Genomic DNA, 16,243 nt, shown 5'->3' on the forward strand with positions numbered 1-16,243 from the left:
TCATGAACGCACAACCTCTGCGCGTCGGCATCGGCGGCCCGGTGGGCTCCGGAAAAACCGCCCTGACCCTGGCCCTGTGCCTGGCCCTGCGCGAACGCTACAACCTGGCGGTGGTGACCAACGACATCTACACCCGCGAAGACGCCGACTTCCTGGTACGCAATGAAGCCCTGGCGCCGGAGCGGATCATCGGCGTGGAAACCGGCGGCTGCCCGCACACTGCGATCCGCGAAGACGCCTCGATCAACCTGGAAGCGGTGGACCAGTTGAACCGGCGCTTCCCGGGGCTCGATCTGATCCTGGTGGAGTCCGGCGGCGACAACCTTTCAGCCACCTTCAGCCCGGAGCTGTCGGACCTGACGATCTATGTGATCGACGTTTCCGCCGGCGACAAGCTGCCGCGCAAGGGGGGCCCGGGCATCTGTAAATCCGACCTGCTGGTGATCAACAAGATCGACCTGGCACCGCTGGTGGGCGCCTCTCTGGAGATGATGAACAGCGACACCCAGCGCATGCGCGGCGGCAAGCCGTTCGTCTTCAGCAACCAGAAGACCGGCCAGGGCCTGGAAGACATCATCGCCTTCATCGAACGCCAGGGACTGCTGACCGCGGCCTGAAACCGAACCTGAAAAAAGCTCAACAAGGAAGCCACTCATGACCCTGAAATCTCTCTTCGGCACCCTGGCGCTGCTGCTGACCCCGGCCCTGGCCTTCGCCCACCCGGGCCACGGCGACAACGGCCTGATGGCCGGCATCAGTCACCCCATCGGCGGCCTCGACCACTTGCTGGCCATGGTCGCTGTCGGCCTGTGGGCCGCCCAGCAACAAGGTGCGGCGCGCTGGGCGCTGCCCTGCACCTTTGTCGGCACCATGCTGATTGGCGGCCTGCTGGGCTTCGAAGGGCTGAACCTGCCGGCCCTGGAAAGCGGGATTGCCGCCTCGGTACTGGCCCTGGGCCTGGCCGTGGCCCTGGCAGTGCGTCCGCCGCTGAGCCTGGCGCTAGCCGCCACTGCGCTGTTTGCCCTGTTCCATGGCGTGGCCCACGGCTTGGAACTGCCGGACATGTCCAGCCCCTGGGCCTATGCCGCCGGCTTTGTGGCGGCCACTGCGGCCCTGCATGCCGCCGGTTATGCCGTGGTGCGAGTACTGCCTCAGGCGGCGGCGCCGCTGGTGCGCGTGGCCGGCGCGGCCTCGGCCGCTACGGGCGTGTGGTTGCTGGCAGGCTGATCCCCGCTTCATCTGTAGGAGCCGGCTTGCCGGCGAAGACGGTCTTGCGGGCCTCGTTCGCTGGCAAGCCAGCTCCTACAAGACGGAGGTGATCTTTCGGCCGCCTTCGCTGGCAAGCCAGCTCCTACAAGGCTGAGGTGACCTTTCAGCCGTCTTTGCTGGCAAGCCAGCGCCCATCAGTACGTCCTGCTCGGCGGGCAAGCCGCCTTGTGGGGCTTCTCTGGTAACATGTCGCGCACTCAAACCTGCCGTGACGACGCCAGCCAATGCCCGATGTATCCCGCTCCGCCACCTCGCCTGAATCGAGCGCTCTGTTCAACGCCATGCAGCAGCATTTCCACAAGGTGATAGTGCCGCTGTGGCAAGGCCCGGGCTGGAATCCGCAGTTGGCGCTGCCCTATGAGGCGCTGGATGCCGAGCATCAGCCGTTGCCGCCGCAGCGCTACCGAGCCATGGCCTGTGCCCGGCAGCTGTATCTGTTCTCCCAATTGATCGGTGATGCCGCCGCCCCCTTTGCCGAGGAGCGTGCCGCCGCACTGTTCCGCTCGCTGCAGCGGCACTTCCACGACGCCGAGCACGGTGGCTGGTTCTACAGCATCGACCCAGAAGGCGCGCCGCTGGATCGCCGCAAGGACCTTTATACCCACGCCTTTATCCTCTTCGCCTGCGCTCATTACTGGGCCAAGGTCCGCGAGCCGCTGGTGGAGTCGGTGCTCAACGCCGCCCTGGAAGTGGTGGCCCAGCGCTTCACCCGGGGCGACGGCCTCTACGAAGCCAGCCTGGCCGAGGACTGGTCCGTATTGGGTTCGGGCCCCCTGCAGAATCCACTGATGCACCTGGCCGAAGCCTTCCTCGCGATCCTGGCAGTACGCGAGGACACCGCGGTACAAGCCGCACTTCTGGAGCTGTGCCAGGCCATGCAGCAGCAGTTCATCGACCCGCAGCACGGGGTGATGCTGGAGAAACCCCTGGGGGCTGTGGATAACTGGTTCGAGCCAGGGCATCAGTTCGAGTGGTACTTCCTGCTCGATTCTTCGCCCTTGCTGCGCAGCAGCCCGCTGCACGCTTCATTGAGCCGTGCCTTTGCCTTTACCGAGCAACTTGGCGTCGATCCGCAGAGCGGCGCGGTGTGCGCCATGCTTGAGCTGCAACCGGAAGCCCCCGTCAAGGACGCCACCCAACGCATCTGGGCCCAGGCCGAGTACCTGCGCGCCCTCACCTTGCGTGCGGACAGCCAGGCACCCTTGCTGCGTCAGCTAAAGGCGCTGCACGCGCATTTTCTGCATGCCGGGGGCTGGAATGAATGCCTGGATGCCAGCGGCGCGGTCAGCCGGCGGGATATGCCGTCGACCACGCCTTATCACCTGGCGACCTGTTATCGCGGGCTGGCGGAATATTTTGCCTGAAGCCCTTCGCCTGCAAGCAGGCTCCTAAAACACCGCGTAGGAGCCGGCTGGCCGGCGAAGGGCGCACCACCCATCAAGCGATCCACTTGCGATCCCCGGTAAAGCTGATGGTCAGCCAACGCGCTGCGTCGGCCTCTCCCAACTCACTGGAAATCTCCTCGCGCAAGCGGTCCAGAGTCGCCACATCCTGCAGCGGATAGTCCGCCGGCAAGACGATATGGATCTCGATGAACCGCGCCCGACCGTGCTTCTGCACGTAGCTGATGTAGTCGTCAAAGCCATGGACGGCCTTGGCCTGCTCCATCACGTTGCGGACCTTTTCGTCCAACTGGTCCGGGGCGATCCCCAGCACATCACGCAAGGCCGGACGCAGGATCTTCAGCGCCGGCGGCAACATGCTCAGGGCCAGCAGGATCAGGATCGCCGGGTCGACATACACCGCCCACTGGCCATGACCGTACTGCTTGAGCAGCAAGGCGATGATAAAGCTCACCAGCAGCCCCACCGAGAGCATCGCGTCCACCAGCCAGCTGATGTTGTCGAACTGGATCAGCGACGACTTGAGCTTGCGGTTACGCCGGCGCACATAGAAGAAGTAGGCGAACTCCGTTACCGCAAAGAACCCGGCGTAAAAGATCACCATCCCCAGCTCGATCTCCCGGCCGCCATTGATGATGCCGAACACACCGTTAAGAAAGGCGTAGATAGCGATCAGCAGCAGGAAGCTGCCTTCGATCAGCAGCACCATGGGTTCCAGGTGCCAGAAGCCGAACTGGAAACGGTGATTGCTTTCCTTGGCGATCAGCTTGGCAGTGATCAGCATCAGGACCTTGATGAAGGTCGCGATCAGGGAAAAAAATCCATCGAACAGAATGGATTGGGCGCCAGAAACAAAACCTGTGACGATACCGGCGATCGCCACGGCGAACATCAGTACAGTCGATTGTTTGAGCAGAGCCTGCTCACCTCGGTTACTCACAATTCCTCCTATCGAACTTCAAAAACACCGCCTCGAGTGAGGCGGCAGCGAAATTTCGGGTCGGAATTCTACCTTGCCGGGGCTGACCTTCAGCTGAAACGAATCAGCTTATGTGTTTCCGAGTACAACCAACTGTAGTCGCTCCAGGTGACAGCTTCAGGACTTGGCGTTGCGCTCGATGGCGAAACCGGCCCAGGTCTGGCTCACCGGCATCAGCTCCAGGCTGTTGATGTTGACGTGGGCGGGCGTATTGAGGACCCAGAAGATGGTGTCGGCAATGTCCTGGGGCTGGATCGGTTCGGCACCGGCGTAGGTGGCGTCGTAGCGCGCCTGATCACCGGCAAAACGCACCAGGGAGAACTCGCTTTCGCACAGGCCCGGCTCAATGTTGGTGACCCGCACGCCAGTGCCCTGCAGGTCGCAGCGCAGATTCAGGGAGAACTGTTTGACGAAGGCCTTGCTCGCGCCATAGATGTGACTGCCCGGGTACGGGTAGTTGCCGGCAATGGAGCCCAGGTTAACGATCCCGGCGCCTCGGCCATGGGCGATCAGCCGCGGCAGCAGCAAACGGGTGCTGTACATCAAGCCCTTGATGTTGGTGTCGACCATGGTGTCCCAGTCATCCAGGTCGCACTTGGGCGCCGGATCGACGCCCAGGGCCAGGCCGGCATTGTTGATCAGGCCGCGCAGCTTGCTGAAGGACGGCGGCAGGTTGGCGATGGCTGCTTCCATGGCCTTGCGGTCCCGCACATCGAGCACCAAACCGTGCACTTCGGTCTGCTTGGACAGCTCTGCGCACAGCGCGTTGAGGCGTTCCTCGCGACGGCCGGTGAGCACCAGCGACCAGCCGGCCTCGGCAAAACGCCGGGCGCAGGCTTCGCCAAAACCGGACGTCGCGCCCGTAATGAACAGTGTGGAAGTCATGGTGTTCTCCTAGCTGGGTGGCGAGCCGCCGTTACGATAAAAAAGCGTTTCGCAGCATGCCCGGCCCGGCTCTGGGCGGCAACAGAAGCGCTGGATATCCGACGTCACTGTACAAAAAACGCTCACATGCCTGAAAGCTATGGCCGGCACGGCCTGCAGCCACATGCCCGCACCTTATCCACAGGCCGGTCCACAGTCTTTGGGGGCAAGTGCAAATCTCGCAAAGCCGCTGTACACAGGGCTTGCAGCGGATCATGGGAAGTTTTTTGCTTGACCCGCAGAGGCGGTCCATGCAGGTGGCGACGAAAAAGATGACCGAACGGTCAAAGTGCATAAGGCCAGAGGCCAGTAACGACGCTGCCCGGAGCAGTCTTTCCAGAGTTTAGTCACAGACTTATCCACAGGCTTGTCCAAGGTCTTTTACCGGTACGGCTGCGACAATAAAAAGGTTGACAAGCGCGTCTTCAAGTTACCCAAAAAGCCATGATCAAAAAACAATCAATTGCTTGCAAGCCACGTAAATAAAGGGCTCCAGCCAGCTACTCCCACGTTACCCACAGCCCGCTCCACAGCAAACGGGGACAAGTCAAAACGGTGGAAAAACAACTGTTTGCAGCGTCTTTATGCCGCGCTTTGCCAGCTTGCGAATAATGTTTTCCACAATTGTCGGACGCAGGCTGCCCTTCTGCAAACGCACCCTTGCCCATGCGCGCGTCAAGCGCGTAGGAGCCGGCTTGCCGACGAACCTCGAACACACAACAGCATCTGAATAAGCGGCCATCGGGGAGGGGCGTTTCGCTGGCAAGCCAGCTCCTACAGGGCGGGTGGGGACTGTGGATAAAAAATGCCCCGGCGGCGTGAACCGACGGGGCATGGTTTATCCACAGATCGGGCCGTCAGTGACCGCCCAGGTAAGCGTTGCGCACCTCCTCGTTGACCAGCAGTTCCTTGCCGGTGCCGCTCAGGCGAATCTCGCCGTTGACCATCACATAGGCGCGATCCGAGAGCTTCAAGGCGTGGTTGGCGTTCTGCTCCACCAGGAAGATGGTCATGCCGGTGGCCGCCAGTTCCCGCAGCGTGGCGAAGATCTGTTTCACCACGATCGGCGCCAGCCCCAGGCTGGGTTCATCCAGCAACAGCAGCTTGGGCCGGCTCATCAACGCCCGGGCGATGGCCAGCATCTGCTGCTCACCACCGGACATGGTCATGGCCCGCTGGGTACGCCGTTCCTTGAGCCGTGGAAAGAGTTCGAACATGCGTTGCATGTCTTCGCTGGCGTACTTGTCGCCAATGGGGATGGTGCCCATCAGCAGGTTCTCTTCCACGGTCATGTCGGGGAACACCCGGCGCCCTTCCGGGGACTGGGCGATGCCGTTGGAGGCGATGTAGTGGGACGACTTGTGGGTGATATCCACGCCGCGATAGAGGATCTGTCCGGACTCAGCCCGGGGCTGGCCGAAGATCGACATCAGCAGGGTCGACTTGCCGGCCCCGTTGGAGCCGATCAGGCTCACGGTTTCCCCTTCGTTGATGTGCATCGAGACTTTCTTCAGGGCCTGGATCGGGCCGTAGTACACGTCCAGGTCCTTGAGTTGGAGTATGGGTTGACTCATACCAGCTCCTCTTCGTCGGCACCCAGGTAGGCGGCAATCACTTTCGGATCGTTGCGGATCGCTTCCGGCCCGCCTTCGGCGATCACGTTGCCGTGGTCGAGCACCACGATGTGGTCGGAAATACTCATCACCATGCCCATGTCGTGTTCAATCAGCACCACGGTCAGATCGTGCTCGTCGCGCAGCAGCCGGATCATCGCGCTCAGCGCTTCGGTTTCCTGAGGGTTGAGGCCGGCGGCCGGTTCGTCGAGGCAGATGATCTGCGGCCGGGTGCACATGGCCCGGGCGATCTCCAGGCGCCGCTGCTGGCCGTAGGACAGCTCGCCGGCCAGGCGGTTGGCGCAGTCCACCAGGTCCACCACTTCCAGCCAGTAGAAGGCGTGGTCCAGGGCGGCGCTTTCCGCCTTGCGGTAGCCCTTGGTGTTGAGGATGCCCGCCAGCAGGTTGCGGTTGACCCACATGTGCTGAGCCACCAGCAGGTTCTCCACCACGGACATTTCCTTGAACAGGCGAATGTTCTGAAAGGTCCGTGCCAGGCCGGCACGGTTCACCAGGTGGGTGCCACCGAACATCTTGTAGTACAGGCGGCTGGCGAAACTTTTCGGCGACACGAAGTCGCTGGCGCGAAACGGCTCGCCCAGCAGCTTGATGACGTTGGTCTGCTGGCCCCGGGTATTGAGTTCGATACGCCCGCCGGAGGCTTTGTAGAAACCGGTCAGGCAGTTGAACACCGTGGTCTTGCCGGCGCCGTTGGGACCGATCAGGGCGAAGATCGAGTTGCGCTTGACCTTGAGGCTGACGTCGCTGAGGGCCTTGATGCCGCCGAAGTGCATCATCAGGTTTTCGACCGAAAGAATGTATTCGCTCATGGCGCGTTCCCCTCAGTCAGAGCACCTTTGCGTGGCGTCACCCCGGTACGGCTGATGCGGATCAGCCCTCGCGGTCGCCAGATCATCATCAACACCATGAGGATGCCGAACAGCAGCACCCGGTACTCGGAGAAACTGCGCAGCAGCTCCGGCGCCACCGTCAGCACGAAGGCTGCGATTACCACGCCCACCGTGGAGCCCATGCCGCCCAGCACCACGATGGCGAGGATCAGCGCCGACTCGAAGAAGGTGAACGAGGACGGGTTGACGAAGCCCTGGTAGCTGGCGAAGAACACCCCGGCCAAGCCGGCGGTGGAGGCACCGATGGTGAAGGCCGAGAGTTTCACCAGCACATGGTTCAGGCCCATGGCACGGCAAGCGATCTCGTCTTCACGCAGGGCTTCCCAGGCCCGGCCCACCGGCATGCGGGTCAGCCGGTGCTTGATGTACAGCACCAGCAGCACCACCAGGAACAGCACGATGTAGATGAACAGGAACTTCAGGTTGGGGTTGTATTCCAGGCCGAAGAACTCGTGGAACGGCACCCCGCCATCCTTGGCCTTGCGGCCGAACTCCAGGCCCAGGAAAGTCGGCGATGGCACCGGCATGCCGTTGGGGCCGCCAGTGAAGGACAGCCAGTTGTTGAGCACCAGGCGGATGATCTCGCCGAAGCCCAGGGTCACGATGGCCAGGTAGTCGCCATGCATTCGGAGCACCGGGAAGCCCAATATGCACCCCGCCAGCGCCGCAGCAATCGCCGCCAGGGGCAGCACGCTCCAGAAGCCCAGGCCCAGGTACTGGTAACCCAGGGCCAGGCCGTAGGCACCGATGGCGTAGAAGGCCACGTAACCCAGGTCCAGCAGCCCCGCCAGCCCCACCACGATGTTCAGTCCCAGGCCCAGCAGCACGTAGATCAGGCCGAGGATCACCACGGTCAGCAGGTACTTGTTGGCGAAGAACGGGAACACGATGGCGATCACGATCAGGGCCGGAATGATCCAGCGCAGCCGCGACTTGTAGTCCGGCGCCAGCACATGTACCCCGGAGCCGGTGCTTTCAAAGCCCTGGAGAATCTTCAGGCCCTTGGGGGTTTGCAGGAACAGGCTCAGGGCCAGGCGGCCAGCCATGACGATCGCCACCAGCCAGGCGACCCGGGTCGGTTCCAGGTTGAAGCTGTAGCCATCCAGGACCACGCCCACGATGGGACCGAACACGATCAGCGAGATCAGCCCGGCCAGTACGGCGTCGATGACGCTCTTTTTGATATCAATCGGTTTATTGGCAGCAGACATACTTATACCTTCGCCACGAGTGGGCGACCCAGCAGGCCTTGGGGACGGAAGATCAGGATCAGCACCAGCAGCGAGAAACTGAACACGTCTTTGTAGTCGGAGTTGATCAAGCCGGAGAACAGCGACTCGGAGATCCCGAGGATGATCCCGCCGAGCATCGCTCCGGGCAGCGAGCCAATGCCGCCGAGCACAGCTGCGGTGAACGCCTTGATGCCGATGACGAAGCCGGCGTAGAAGTCGAAGGTGCCGTAGTTCATGGTGATCAGCACACCGGCCAGGGCCGCCATGGCCGCGCCGATGACGAATACGTAGGAGATCACCCGGTCAGTGTTGATCCCCAGGATCGAGGCCATCTTGCGGTCTTGCTGGGTGGCCCGGCACATGCGTCCGAGCTTGGTGTACTTGATGATGTAGGTGAGCAGAGCCATGCCGGCGAACGCCGCCACCAGGATGAAGATCTTGGTGTAGGTGAGCTGCACGAAGCCGGTACCGATATCGACTTTCCAGGCCCCGGCCAGCAGGGTCGGAACCCCTTGCTGCTTGGCGCCCTGGCTGATCTGCGCATAGTTCTGCAGGATCAGCGAGATACCGATGGCGCTGATCAGCGGTGCCAGTCGGGTGGAGTTGCGCAGGGGTTTGTAGGCCACGCGCTCGATGACCCAGCCATAGATCCCCGTCACCACCACGGTGAAGATCAGGGTGCCGAGAATGAGTAGCGGGAAGGATTCAATGCCGAAGTAGGCCAGCAGAGCCAGACTGATTGCCGCGAGGTAAGCGGAAATCATGTAAACCTCGCCGTGGGCGAAGTTGATCATGCCGATGATGCCATAGACCATTGTGTAGCCGATGGCGATCAGACCATAGACAGACCCGAGGGTCAGTCCATTGATCAGTTGCTGCAGGAAAATACCATCCATAACGCAATCTCACGGACTTGAGAGACGGCACAGGGCGTCAGCGACGGACAGGGATCACCGGTCCGCGCAACACGTCCGTTGTGCAGCTCTACGAGAAAAGGCAAGTACTGCACGAGTACGAACCGGTACCAGGGGGTGGTACCGGTTCGGTCGGACTCATGTCACTTCTGTTTTTCCAGCTGGTGGTACTTGCCGTCCTTGTCCCACTGATAGACCACGTAGTCGGAGATCTTCAGGTCGCCCTTGGCGTCCCAGGACTTCTCGCCCATCACGGTTTTCACCGGGTTGGCCTTGAGCCACTTGGCGGCGTCTTCGCCCTTGTTGGATTTGGCGCCGTTGAAGCCGGCGGCCAGGGCCTGGACCGACGCGTAGGCGTACAGGGTGTAGCCTTCAGGCTCGGTGCCAGCCTTGCGGAAGGCATCCACCACCGCCTTGCTGTCCGGCAGCAAGCGTGGGTCGGCGCCGAAGGTCATGTACACGCCGTCGACGTATTGCGGGCCACCGGCGGTGGTCACCAGTTCGTCGGTAACGATGCCGTCATCGGACATGAACTTGACGTCCTTCAGGCCCTGCTCGCGCAGCTGGCGTACCAGCGGACCGGCTTCCGGGTGCAGGCCGCCGAAGTACACCACGTCGGCACCGGCAGCGCGGATCTTGGTCACCACGGCGCTGAAGTCTTTCTCGCCACGGGTCAGGCCCTCGTACAGCACCGGGGTCACGCCGCGCTTGGTCAGCTGTGCCTTGGTGGCGTCCGCCAGGCCCTGGCCGTAGGTGTCCTTGTCGTGCAGCACCACGACTTTCTTGCCCTTGAGCACGTCTACGATGTAGTCGCCGGCAACGATGCCCTGCTGGTCGTCACGCCCGCACATACGGAACATGGCGGAGAGGCCACGCTCGGTGACCTGGGGGTTGGTGGAGCCCGGGGTGATGGCAATCACACCGGCGTCGCTGTACACCTCGGAAGCCGGAATGGTCGACGAAGAGCAGAAGTGCCCCACGACGCCCGCCACCTTGTCCTGGTCCACCAGGCGGTTGGCCACGGCCACGGCCTGCTTCGGTTCGCAGGCGTCGTCGCCCTTGACCAGGACGATCTTCTCGCCGTTGACCCCGCCCTTGGCGTTGATCTCGTCAGCCGCTGCCTGTGCACCCTTCATGTACTGCTCGCCAAATGCCGCATTGGCGCCTGTCATGGGACCCGCTACGCCGATCTTCAGGTCGGCTTGAGCAAACGCAGAAACACCCAGCGCAGTTGCCACTGCGAGGGCCAGAAAGCCTTTCTTGTAAAACGTCTGGGACATGAGGTGGTGCTCCAAGGTTTTTTTAGTTGGCACTGCGACTTCACTAGAATTGCTCAGAGCAAGCGCCGTGCCAGTGGTTTTTTATTCTGAAAAAAGTCGCTGTCTTATTGTTATTTCGACTGTTTCGAGCCCATTTTTATTGGGCGTGCAACCGTCTAAACCGCGGAAGGTAAAACCCTGCTTTTTAATGGGCGCAACCCATGCGTGCCATCATTGCAACCGCGACACAATTCAACGTGCAACCCTGCTGTAACAGCCCGCGTCACCGAACTGCACACTGCTGGTGCGAGACTGCTACGAGCCGCACCATTACAGGCTAGTCGCTGCATCGAAAAGCGTCGTCCTCGACTGTTTATTTCCTTGTTCAGATGACGATCCGCAGGCACTGGCCCGCGTGGTAGAGGGAGAATCCGGCCTCGTACAGGCAACTGCGCAGCCCCACTCCGGCCAGGGGCTGCATGGGGGCGAAGGGAATCGGCAGGGCCTGGGGATTGCCGTTACACAAGTAGTCGGCGAAGGCCTTGCCGACCACGGTGCCGGTGGTTACGCCACGGCCGTTGTAACCGGTGACTGCCACCAGGCCGGGGGCCGGTTCGAACAGACGCATCAAGTGATCGGGGGTAAAGGCAATGCAGCCGGTCCAGGTGGATTCCCACTGCACCGGCTTGAGGTAGGGGAAGTAATGCTGCTGCACTCGGTCGGCCCAGGCCTTGAGGAACCACAGGGGTTTCTGGTTGCCGTTGCCCAGGCTGCCCAGCAACAAGCGGCCATCGGCATCGCGCCGAATGCTGCTCAGCACCTGGCGGGTATCCCAGGAGCCCTGGCCCCCGGGCAGGATCTGCCGGGCGGCCTCTTCGGTGAGCGGCGCCGAGGCGACCTGATAGTAGTAGCCGGGGAAAAAGTTGCGCCGCAGCTCGGTCCAGTCGCCTTCGGTGTAGGCATTGGAGGCAATCACCACCTGCTCGGCCAGCACCGAACCCTGGTCGGTCTGCACCGACCAGCGCTGGCCCTGGCGTTCCAGGCGGGTGACGGGGGAATGATCGAACAACTGGCCGCCGAGCTTGATCGCGGCCTTGGCCAGCCCGGTGGTGTAGGCCATCGGGTTGAGGGTGCCAGCGCGCCGATCAAGCAAGGCAGCGGCGATCTTCCGGGTGCCGGTGGCGGTTTCACAGGCGGCACCGGTCAACAGTTCCACTGGCGCACCGCGGCGCTTCCATTGCTCTTCACGGCTGCGCAGGTCGGCTTCGCCCCGGGCGTTGTGGGCCATGTGCAACGTGCCTTCGCGGCGCAACTGGCAATCGATCTGGTATTTGTCCACCAGGCTGAACACCAGGGACGGCGCGGCCCCAAGCATGCGGTTGAGCTGGCTGCCCACCTGCTCGCCGAAACCGGCCTCGATCTCGTCCGGGGGAATCCACAGGCCGGCATTGACCAGCCCGACATTGCGCCCTGAACCGCCCTGCCCGGCGCGGTGGGCTTCGACGACACAGACCCGCTTGCCTTGCTCCAGCAGATGCACGGCCGCCGATAAACCGGTGAAGCCGGCGCCGATGATGCACACATCCGCCGTCAGCTCGCCCTTGAGCGGCGCGTTGTCAGGCCTTTGCGGAGTCAGTTTTTCCCATAGACACTCTTCACGTAACGCCATTGCCAGACTCCGAATCAACCCACCACAAACCAAGAAGCGCGTTTGCCGCTGTTCGCCAGCAAGCTGGCTCCTACCGGCGATACCAGGTCAATCGAAGGTAATGCCCTGGGCCAATGGCAGCTCCTGGGAGTAGTTGACGGTGTTGGTCTGGCGCCGCATGTAACCGCGCCAGGCATCGGAACCGGACTCGCGGCCGCCGCCGGTTTCCTTCTCGCCACCAAAGGCGCCGCCAATCTCTGCACCACTCGGGCCGATGTTGACGTTGGCAATGCCGCAGTCGCTGCCCACCGCCGACATGAACTGCTCGGCTTCACGCACGTCGGTGGTGAAGATGCACGACGACAGGCCCTGGGGCACGGCATTGTTCAAGCGCAGGGCCTCTTCGAAGTCGTTGTAACCAATGACATAGAGGATAGGAGCGAAGGTTTCGCTGCACACCACATCACTCTGCTCCGGCATTTCGACAATTGCCGGCGACACGTAATAGGCATTGGGGAACTGGTCCTGCAGCTGGCGCTGTCCACCGAACACCCGGCCGCCCTCGCTCAGGGCCTGCTCCAGGGCATCTTGCATGGCCTCGAAGCTGTGCTTGTCGATCAACGGGCCGATCAGGTTGCCTTGCAGAGGGTGGCCGATGCGCACCTTGGAATAGGCCGCCTTGAGACGGGTGACGATTTCCTCTTTCACCGACTCGTGGGCAATCAAGCGGCGCAAGGTGGTGCAACGCTGGCCGGCGGTGCCGACGGCGCTGAACAGGATGGCGCGCACAGCCATGTCCAGGTCGGCGCTCGGGCCAAGGATCATGGCGTTGTTGCCACCCAGTTCGAGAATGCTGCGGGCAAAGCGTGCGGCCACTTTCGGCGCCACTTCACGGCCCATGCGGGTACTGCCGGTGGCGCTGATCAGGGCCACTCGCGGATCGTCCACCAGGGCGGCGCCAGCGTCGCGGCCACCGATGATCACCTGGCTCAGGTACTCGGGAGCGTCCTGGAAATTCTTCAGCACGCGCTCCAGCAGTGCCTGGCAAGCCAGGGCGGTGAGCGGGGTCTTCTCCGAGGGTTTCCAGATCACCGGGTTGCCGCAAACCAGCGCCAGGGCGGTGTTCCAGGCCCAGACCGCCACCGGGAAGTTGAAGGCACTGATCACCCCCACCACCCCGAGCGGATGCCAGGTTTCACGCATGTGGTGACCGGGGCGCTCGGAGGCGATGGTCAAGCCATAGAGCTGGCGCGACAGGCCGACGGCGAAGTCGCAGATGTCAATCATCTCCTGCACCTCCCCCAGCCCTTCCTGGGTGATCTTGCCGGCTTCCCAGGAAACCAGTTCGCCCAGATCGGCCTTGTACTCGCGCAGCACCTCACCGAATTGCCGCACCAGCTCGCCACGACGGGGGGCCGGTACTTTGCGCCACAGGGCGAATGCATGCTCTGCGCGACTGACCTGCTGCTCCACTTCGGCGGCGCCCTGCCAGTTCACTGCGGCGATACGGCTGCCGTCGATCGGCGAATGCACAGGCTGGGTGCCCGACTGGTACAGGGCCGGGTTCACACCCAGACGATCAAGCAATGCGGCAACCATGGGGTCACTCCTTACAGATGAAAAGCCAAAAAAACCGACCGCTGCGACGGCCATCAAGGCCTGTAGTTGTAGCTGGCCTGAGACTTGCCAACAAACGACCTTTAAGCGAGATATCATTCCGTTTATTCATGCTGAGCCGGCATCCAGCACCGATAAGAACAAGGACCACCCATGCTCAACAAACGCTACCTGCCGTCGATCACTGCCCTGCAGTGCTTCGAGGCCGTTACCCGGCACCTGAGCTTCACGCGCGCCGCCGAGGAACTCAACCTGACCCAGAGCGCGGTCAGCAAGCAGGTGGCGCAGCTTGAAGAGCTGCTGCAGCACCTGTTGTTCCGTCGGGTACGCCGCCGCCTGCAACTGACCCCGGCCGGCGACCTGTATCTGGTCGAGGTGCGCAAGATCCTTACCCAGGTGGAGATGTCCACCCACTACCTGCGCTCCTACGGCGGCGAGACCGAAGTACTGCGGGTTTCCACGCCCTACACCTTCGGCGCTCGCTGGCTGGTGCCGCGCCTCAAGGGCTGGCGCCTGCGCCATCCGCATATCCACCTGGACCTGTGCAACGAGCAGGAGCCGGACGAACTGCTCCAGGGCCACGCCGACCTGGCGTTCTACTTCGGCCAGGGTTCGCGCCCCGGCACCGAGAGCCTGAAGCTGTTCAGCGAGGAGCTGGTGGCGGTCTGCGCCCCCGACAGCCTGCCCGCCGAACCCTTGACCGACCCCAGGCAGCTGACCGACCTGGTCCTGCTGCAAAACGCCTCACGCCCCCAAGGCTGGCACGAATGGTTCGACCAGCAGGGTTATCAGACCGAACACAGCTACCATGGCCCGCGCTTCGAAACCTTCTATATGTGCATTCGCGCCGCCCAGGTCGGGTGTGGCGTGGCCCTGCTGCCCAGGTTCCTGGTGGAAGAAGAGCTGGCCGAAGGCAAGCTGGTGATCGCCTGGAAATACGCCATGCCCAGCCAGGACGCTTATTACCTGGCCTATCCCGAGCACTCGGCGGAAGTGCCCAAGGTCCGTGACTTCGTGCGCTGGATGCTGGAACACAACGACGCCCCCCTCCCGTAGGGGCCGGCTTGCCGGCGATGGAGCCCTTGAGCCCTGCACAAGGCTGAAGAGCCATTCGCTGGCCAGCCAGCGCCTACAGCTGGAGAATGGCCCGCCGCAAAAAACGCTGGTCAAGCGCAGGACGTCTATGCGCCACTAGCGCATTCATTGAAAGAGCTGAAGCCGCCGCTGTCCGTTGCGGCCAGCATGGAGATTCCCGTTATGAGCGAGAGTGTGTTTGCCGATCGCATCGTGCAGAACCTGCTCGACACCGACTTCTACAAACTGACCATGATGCAGGCGGTGCTGCACAACTATCCCAACGTGGAAGTGGAATGGGAGTTTCGTTGCCGTAACAGCGAGGATCTGCAGCCGTACCTGGCGGAGATCCGCTATCAGTTCGAGCGCCTGGCGGAACTGAGCCTGAGCGCCGACCAACTGGGCTTTCTCGAACGCATCAGCTTCCTCAAGCCGGACTTCCTGCGCTTTCTCGGGCTGTTTCGCTTCAACCTGCGCTACGTGCACACCGGTATCGAAAACGGCGAACTGTTCATCCGCCTGCGCGGTCCCTGGCTGCACGTGATTCTGTTCGAAGTGCCGATGCTGGCCATCATCAGCGAAGTGCGTAACCGCTACCGCTACCGCGAGATCCTGCTGGTGCAGGCCCGGGAGCAGCTGTACCGCAAGTTCGACTGGCTGAGCGCCAACGCCAGCAGCGAAGAGTTATCCGAGCTGCAAGTGGCGGATTTCGGCACCCGCCGACGCTTTTCCTACCGGGTCCAGGAAGAAGTGGTGAACGTGCTCAAGCACGACTTCCCCGGGCGTTTTGTCGGCACCAGCAACGTGCACCTGTCCCGCGAGCTGAACATGAAGCCCCTGGGCACCATGGCCCACGAATGGATCATGGCCCACCAGCAATTGGGCCCCCGACTGATCGACAGCCAGATCGCCGCCCTCGACTGCTGGGTCCGTGAATACCGCGGGCTGCTGGGTATCGCCCTGACCGACTGCATCACCACCGACGCCTTCCTCGGTGACTTCGATCTGTTCTTCGCCAAGCTGTTCGACGGCCTGCGCCATGACTCCGGGGACCCGATCCTCTGGGCGGAGAAAGCCATCGCCCACTACCACAAGCTGGGCATCGACCCGATGAGCAAGACCCTGGTGTTCTCCGACAGCCTGACCCTGCCACGCTCCCTGGAAATATTCCGGGCGCTGCGGGGGCGGATCAACGTCAGCTTTGGCATCGGCACCAACCTGACCTGCGATATTCCCGGTGTCGAGCCGATGAGCATCGTGCTTAAAATGGCCGCCTGCAATGGCCAGCCCGTCGCCAAGATCTCCGATGAAGCGGGCAAGACCCATTGCAAGGATCCCAACTTCGTCGCTTACTTGCGCCACGTTTTCCAAGTACCTGCCCAACCTGGCAAGGAGTGAAT

14 protein-coding genes are annotated in these 16,243 nt (G+C 62.4%); 5 read left to right on the top strand and 9 right to left on the bottom strand.

Going from position 1 to position 16,243, the window contains the following annotated elements; genetic code table 11:
- Positions 1-2 precede the first annotated feature (2 nt).
- The 3 genes from ureG to FW796_RS14420 all read left to right on the top strand — a co-directional run bounded on the left by ureG (position 3) and on the right by FW796_RS14420 (position 2,633).
- Positions 3-617, top strand: coding sequence for an urease accessory protein UreG (gene ureG / locus FW796_RS14410; RefSeq protein WP_047301379.1), 615 nt, complete (start codon positions 3-5; stop codon positions 615-617).
- A 37-nt stretch (positions 618-654) separates the two neighbouring features.
- Positions 655-1,227 (top strand): HupE/UreJ family protein, encoded by a 573-nt coding sequence (locus FW796_RS14415; protein WP_346634582.1) that lies wholly within the window; start codon positions 655-657, stop codon positions 1,225-1,227.
- A 266-nt stretch (positions 1,228-1,493) separates the two neighbouring features.
- Positions 1,494-2,633 (top strand): AGE family epimerase/isomerase, encoded by a 1,140-nt coding sequence (locus tag FW796_RS14420; RefSeq protein ID WP_346634581.1) that lies wholly within the window; start codon positions 1,494-1,496, stop codon positions 2,631-2,633.
- A 73-nt stretch (positions 2,634-2,706) separates the two neighbouring features.
- Here FW796_RS14420 and FW796_RS14425 read toward each other — a convergent pair whose 3' ends face one another.
- The 9 genes from FW796_RS14425 to amaB all read right to left on the bottom strand — a co-directional run bounded on the left by FW796_RS14425 (position 2,707) and on the right by amaB (position 13,751).
- Entirely contained in the window at positions 2,707-3,612 is a 906-nt protein-coding gene (locus FW796_RS14425; protein WP_346634580.1) for a cation diffusion facilitator family transporter, read from the bottom strand.
- 156 nt (positions 3,613-3,768) lie between these two features.
- Positions 3,769-4,536 carry an SDR family oxidoreductase gene (locus FW796_RS14430; RefSeq protein WP_404938135.1) on the bottom strand — a complete coding sequence of 256 codons (768 nt, stop codon included), beginning with the start codon at positions 4,534-4,536 and terminating at the stop codon, positions 3,769-3,771.
- 896 nt (positions 4,537-5,432) lie between these two features.
- Entirely contained in the window at positions 5,433-6,149 is a 717-nt protein-coding gene (locus tag FW796_RS14435) for an ABC transporter ATP-binding protein (RefSeq protein WP_346634578.1), read from the bottom strand.
- Positions 6,146-7,018, bottom strand: a complete 873-nt coding sequence (locus FW796_RS14440; protein WP_253127652.1) for an ATP-binding cassette domain-containing protein — start codon at positions 7,016-7,018, stop codon at positions 6,146-6,148. The genes FW796_RS14435 and FW796_RS14440 overlap by 4 nt, the downstream gene beginning before the upstream one ends.
- Positions 7,015-8,310 (bottom strand): high-affinity branched-chain amino acid ABC transporter permease LivM, encoded by a 1,296-nt coding sequence (gene livM, locus FW796_RS14445; protein ID WP_236185729.1) that lies wholly within the window; start codon positions 8,308-8,310, stop codon positions 7,015-7,017. Before livM ends, FW796_RS14440 begins: the two co-directional genes overlap by 4 nt.
- A gap of 2 nt (positions 8,311-8,312) precedes the next feature.
- Entirely contained in the window at positions 8,313-9,227 is a 915-nt protein-coding gene (locus FW796_RS14450; protein WP_011058967.1) for an ABC transporter permease subunit, read from the bottom strand.
- 161 nt (positions 9,228-9,388) lie between these two features.
- Positions 9,389-10,525, bottom strand: coding sequence for a branched-chain amino acid ABC transporter substrate-binding protein (locus tag FW796_RS14455; RefSeq protein ID WP_016967874.1), 1,137 nt, complete (start codon positions 10,523-10,525; stop codon positions 9,389-9,391).
- A gap of 364 nt (positions 10,526-10,889) precedes the next feature.
- On the bottom strand, positions 10,890-12,173 hold the full coding sequence (amaA, locus tag FW796_RS14460) for an L-pipecolate oxidase (protein WP_346634576.1): 1,284 nt from the start codon (positions 12,171-12,173) through the stop codon (positions 10,890-10,892).
- A gap of 87 nt (positions 12,174-12,260) precedes the next feature.
- Positions 12,261-13,751: an L-piperidine-6-carboxylate dehydrogenase gene (gene amaB, locus FW796_RS14465; protein ID WP_346634575.1), complete on the bottom strand. Its 1,491-nt coding sequence runs from the start codon at positions 13,749-13,751 to the stop codon at positions 12,261-12,263.
- A gap of 171 nt (positions 13,752-13,922) precedes the next feature.
- Here amaB and FW796_RS14470 point away from each other — a divergent pair, with 171 nt between their 5' ends.
- Both FW796_RS14470 and pncB read left to right on the top strand, forming a co-directional pair.
- Entirely contained in the window at positions 13,923-14,825 is a 903-nt protein-coding gene (locus FW796_RS14470; RefSeq protein WP_346634574.1) for a LysR family transcriptional regulator, read from the top strand.
- 201 nt (positions 14,826-15,026) lie between these two features.
- Complete coding sequence (pncB, locus tag FW796_RS14475; RefSeq protein WP_404938133.1) at positions 15,027-16,241, top strand: nicotinate phosphoribosyltransferase; 1,215 nt, start codon at positions 15,027-15,029, stop codon at positions 16,239-16,241.
- The last annotated feature ends 2 nt before the right edge of the window (positions 16,242-16,243 follow it).

It is taken from the genome of Pseudomonas sp. 910_21 (genome assembly GCF_052850735.1).

Coding starts and splice junctions, on each gene's coding strand:
- FW796_RS14470 (WP_346634574.1), top strand. CDS start 13,923: ATGCTCAACAAACGCTACCTGCCGTCGATCACTGCCCTGCAGTGCTTC.
- amaB (WP_346634575.1), bottom strand. CDS start 13,751: ATGGTTGCCGCATTGCTTGATCGTCTGGGTGTGAACCCGGCCCTGTAC.
- pncB (WP_404938133.1), top strand. CDS start 15,027: ATGAGCGAGAGTGTGTTTGCCGATCGCATCGTGCAGAACCTGCTCGAC.
- ureG (WP_047301379.1), top strand. CDS start 3: ATGAACGCACAACCTCTGCGCGTCGGCATCGGCGGCCCGGTGGGCTCC.
- FW796_RS14420 (WP_346634581.1), top strand. CDS start 1,494: ATGCCCGATGTATCCCGCTCCGCCACCTCGCCTGAATCGAGCGCTCTG.
- FW796_RS14455 (WP_016967874.1), bottom strand. CDS start 10,525: ATGTCCCAGACGTTTTACAAGAAAGGCTTTCTGGCCCTCGCAGTGGCA.
- amaA (WP_346634576.1), bottom strand. CDS start 12,173: ATGGCGTTACGTGAAGAGTGTCTATGGGAAAAACTGACTCCGCAAAGG.
- FW796_RS14450 (WP_011058967.1), bottom strand. CDS start 9,227: ATGGATGGTATTTTCCTGCAGCAACTGATCAATGGACTGACCCTCGGG.
- FW796_RS14435 (WP_346634578.1), bottom strand. CDS start 6,149: ATGAGTCAACCCATACTCCAACTCAAGGACCTGGACGTGTACTACGGC.
- FW796_RS14415 (WP_346634582.1), top strand. CDS start 655: ATGACCCTGAAATCTCTCTTCGGCACCCTGGCGCTGCTGCTGACCCCG.
- FW796_RS14440 (WP_253127652.1), bottom strand. CDS start 7,018: ATGAGCGAATACATTCTTTCGGTCGAAAACCTGATGATGCACTTCGGC.
- livM (WP_236185729.1), bottom strand. CDS start 8,310: ATGTCTGCTGCCAATAAACCGATTGATATCAAAAAGAGCGTCATCGAC.
- FW796_RS14430 (WP_404938135.1), bottom strand. CDS start 4,536: ATGACTTCCACACTGTTCATTACGGGCGCGACGTCCGGTTTTGGCGAA.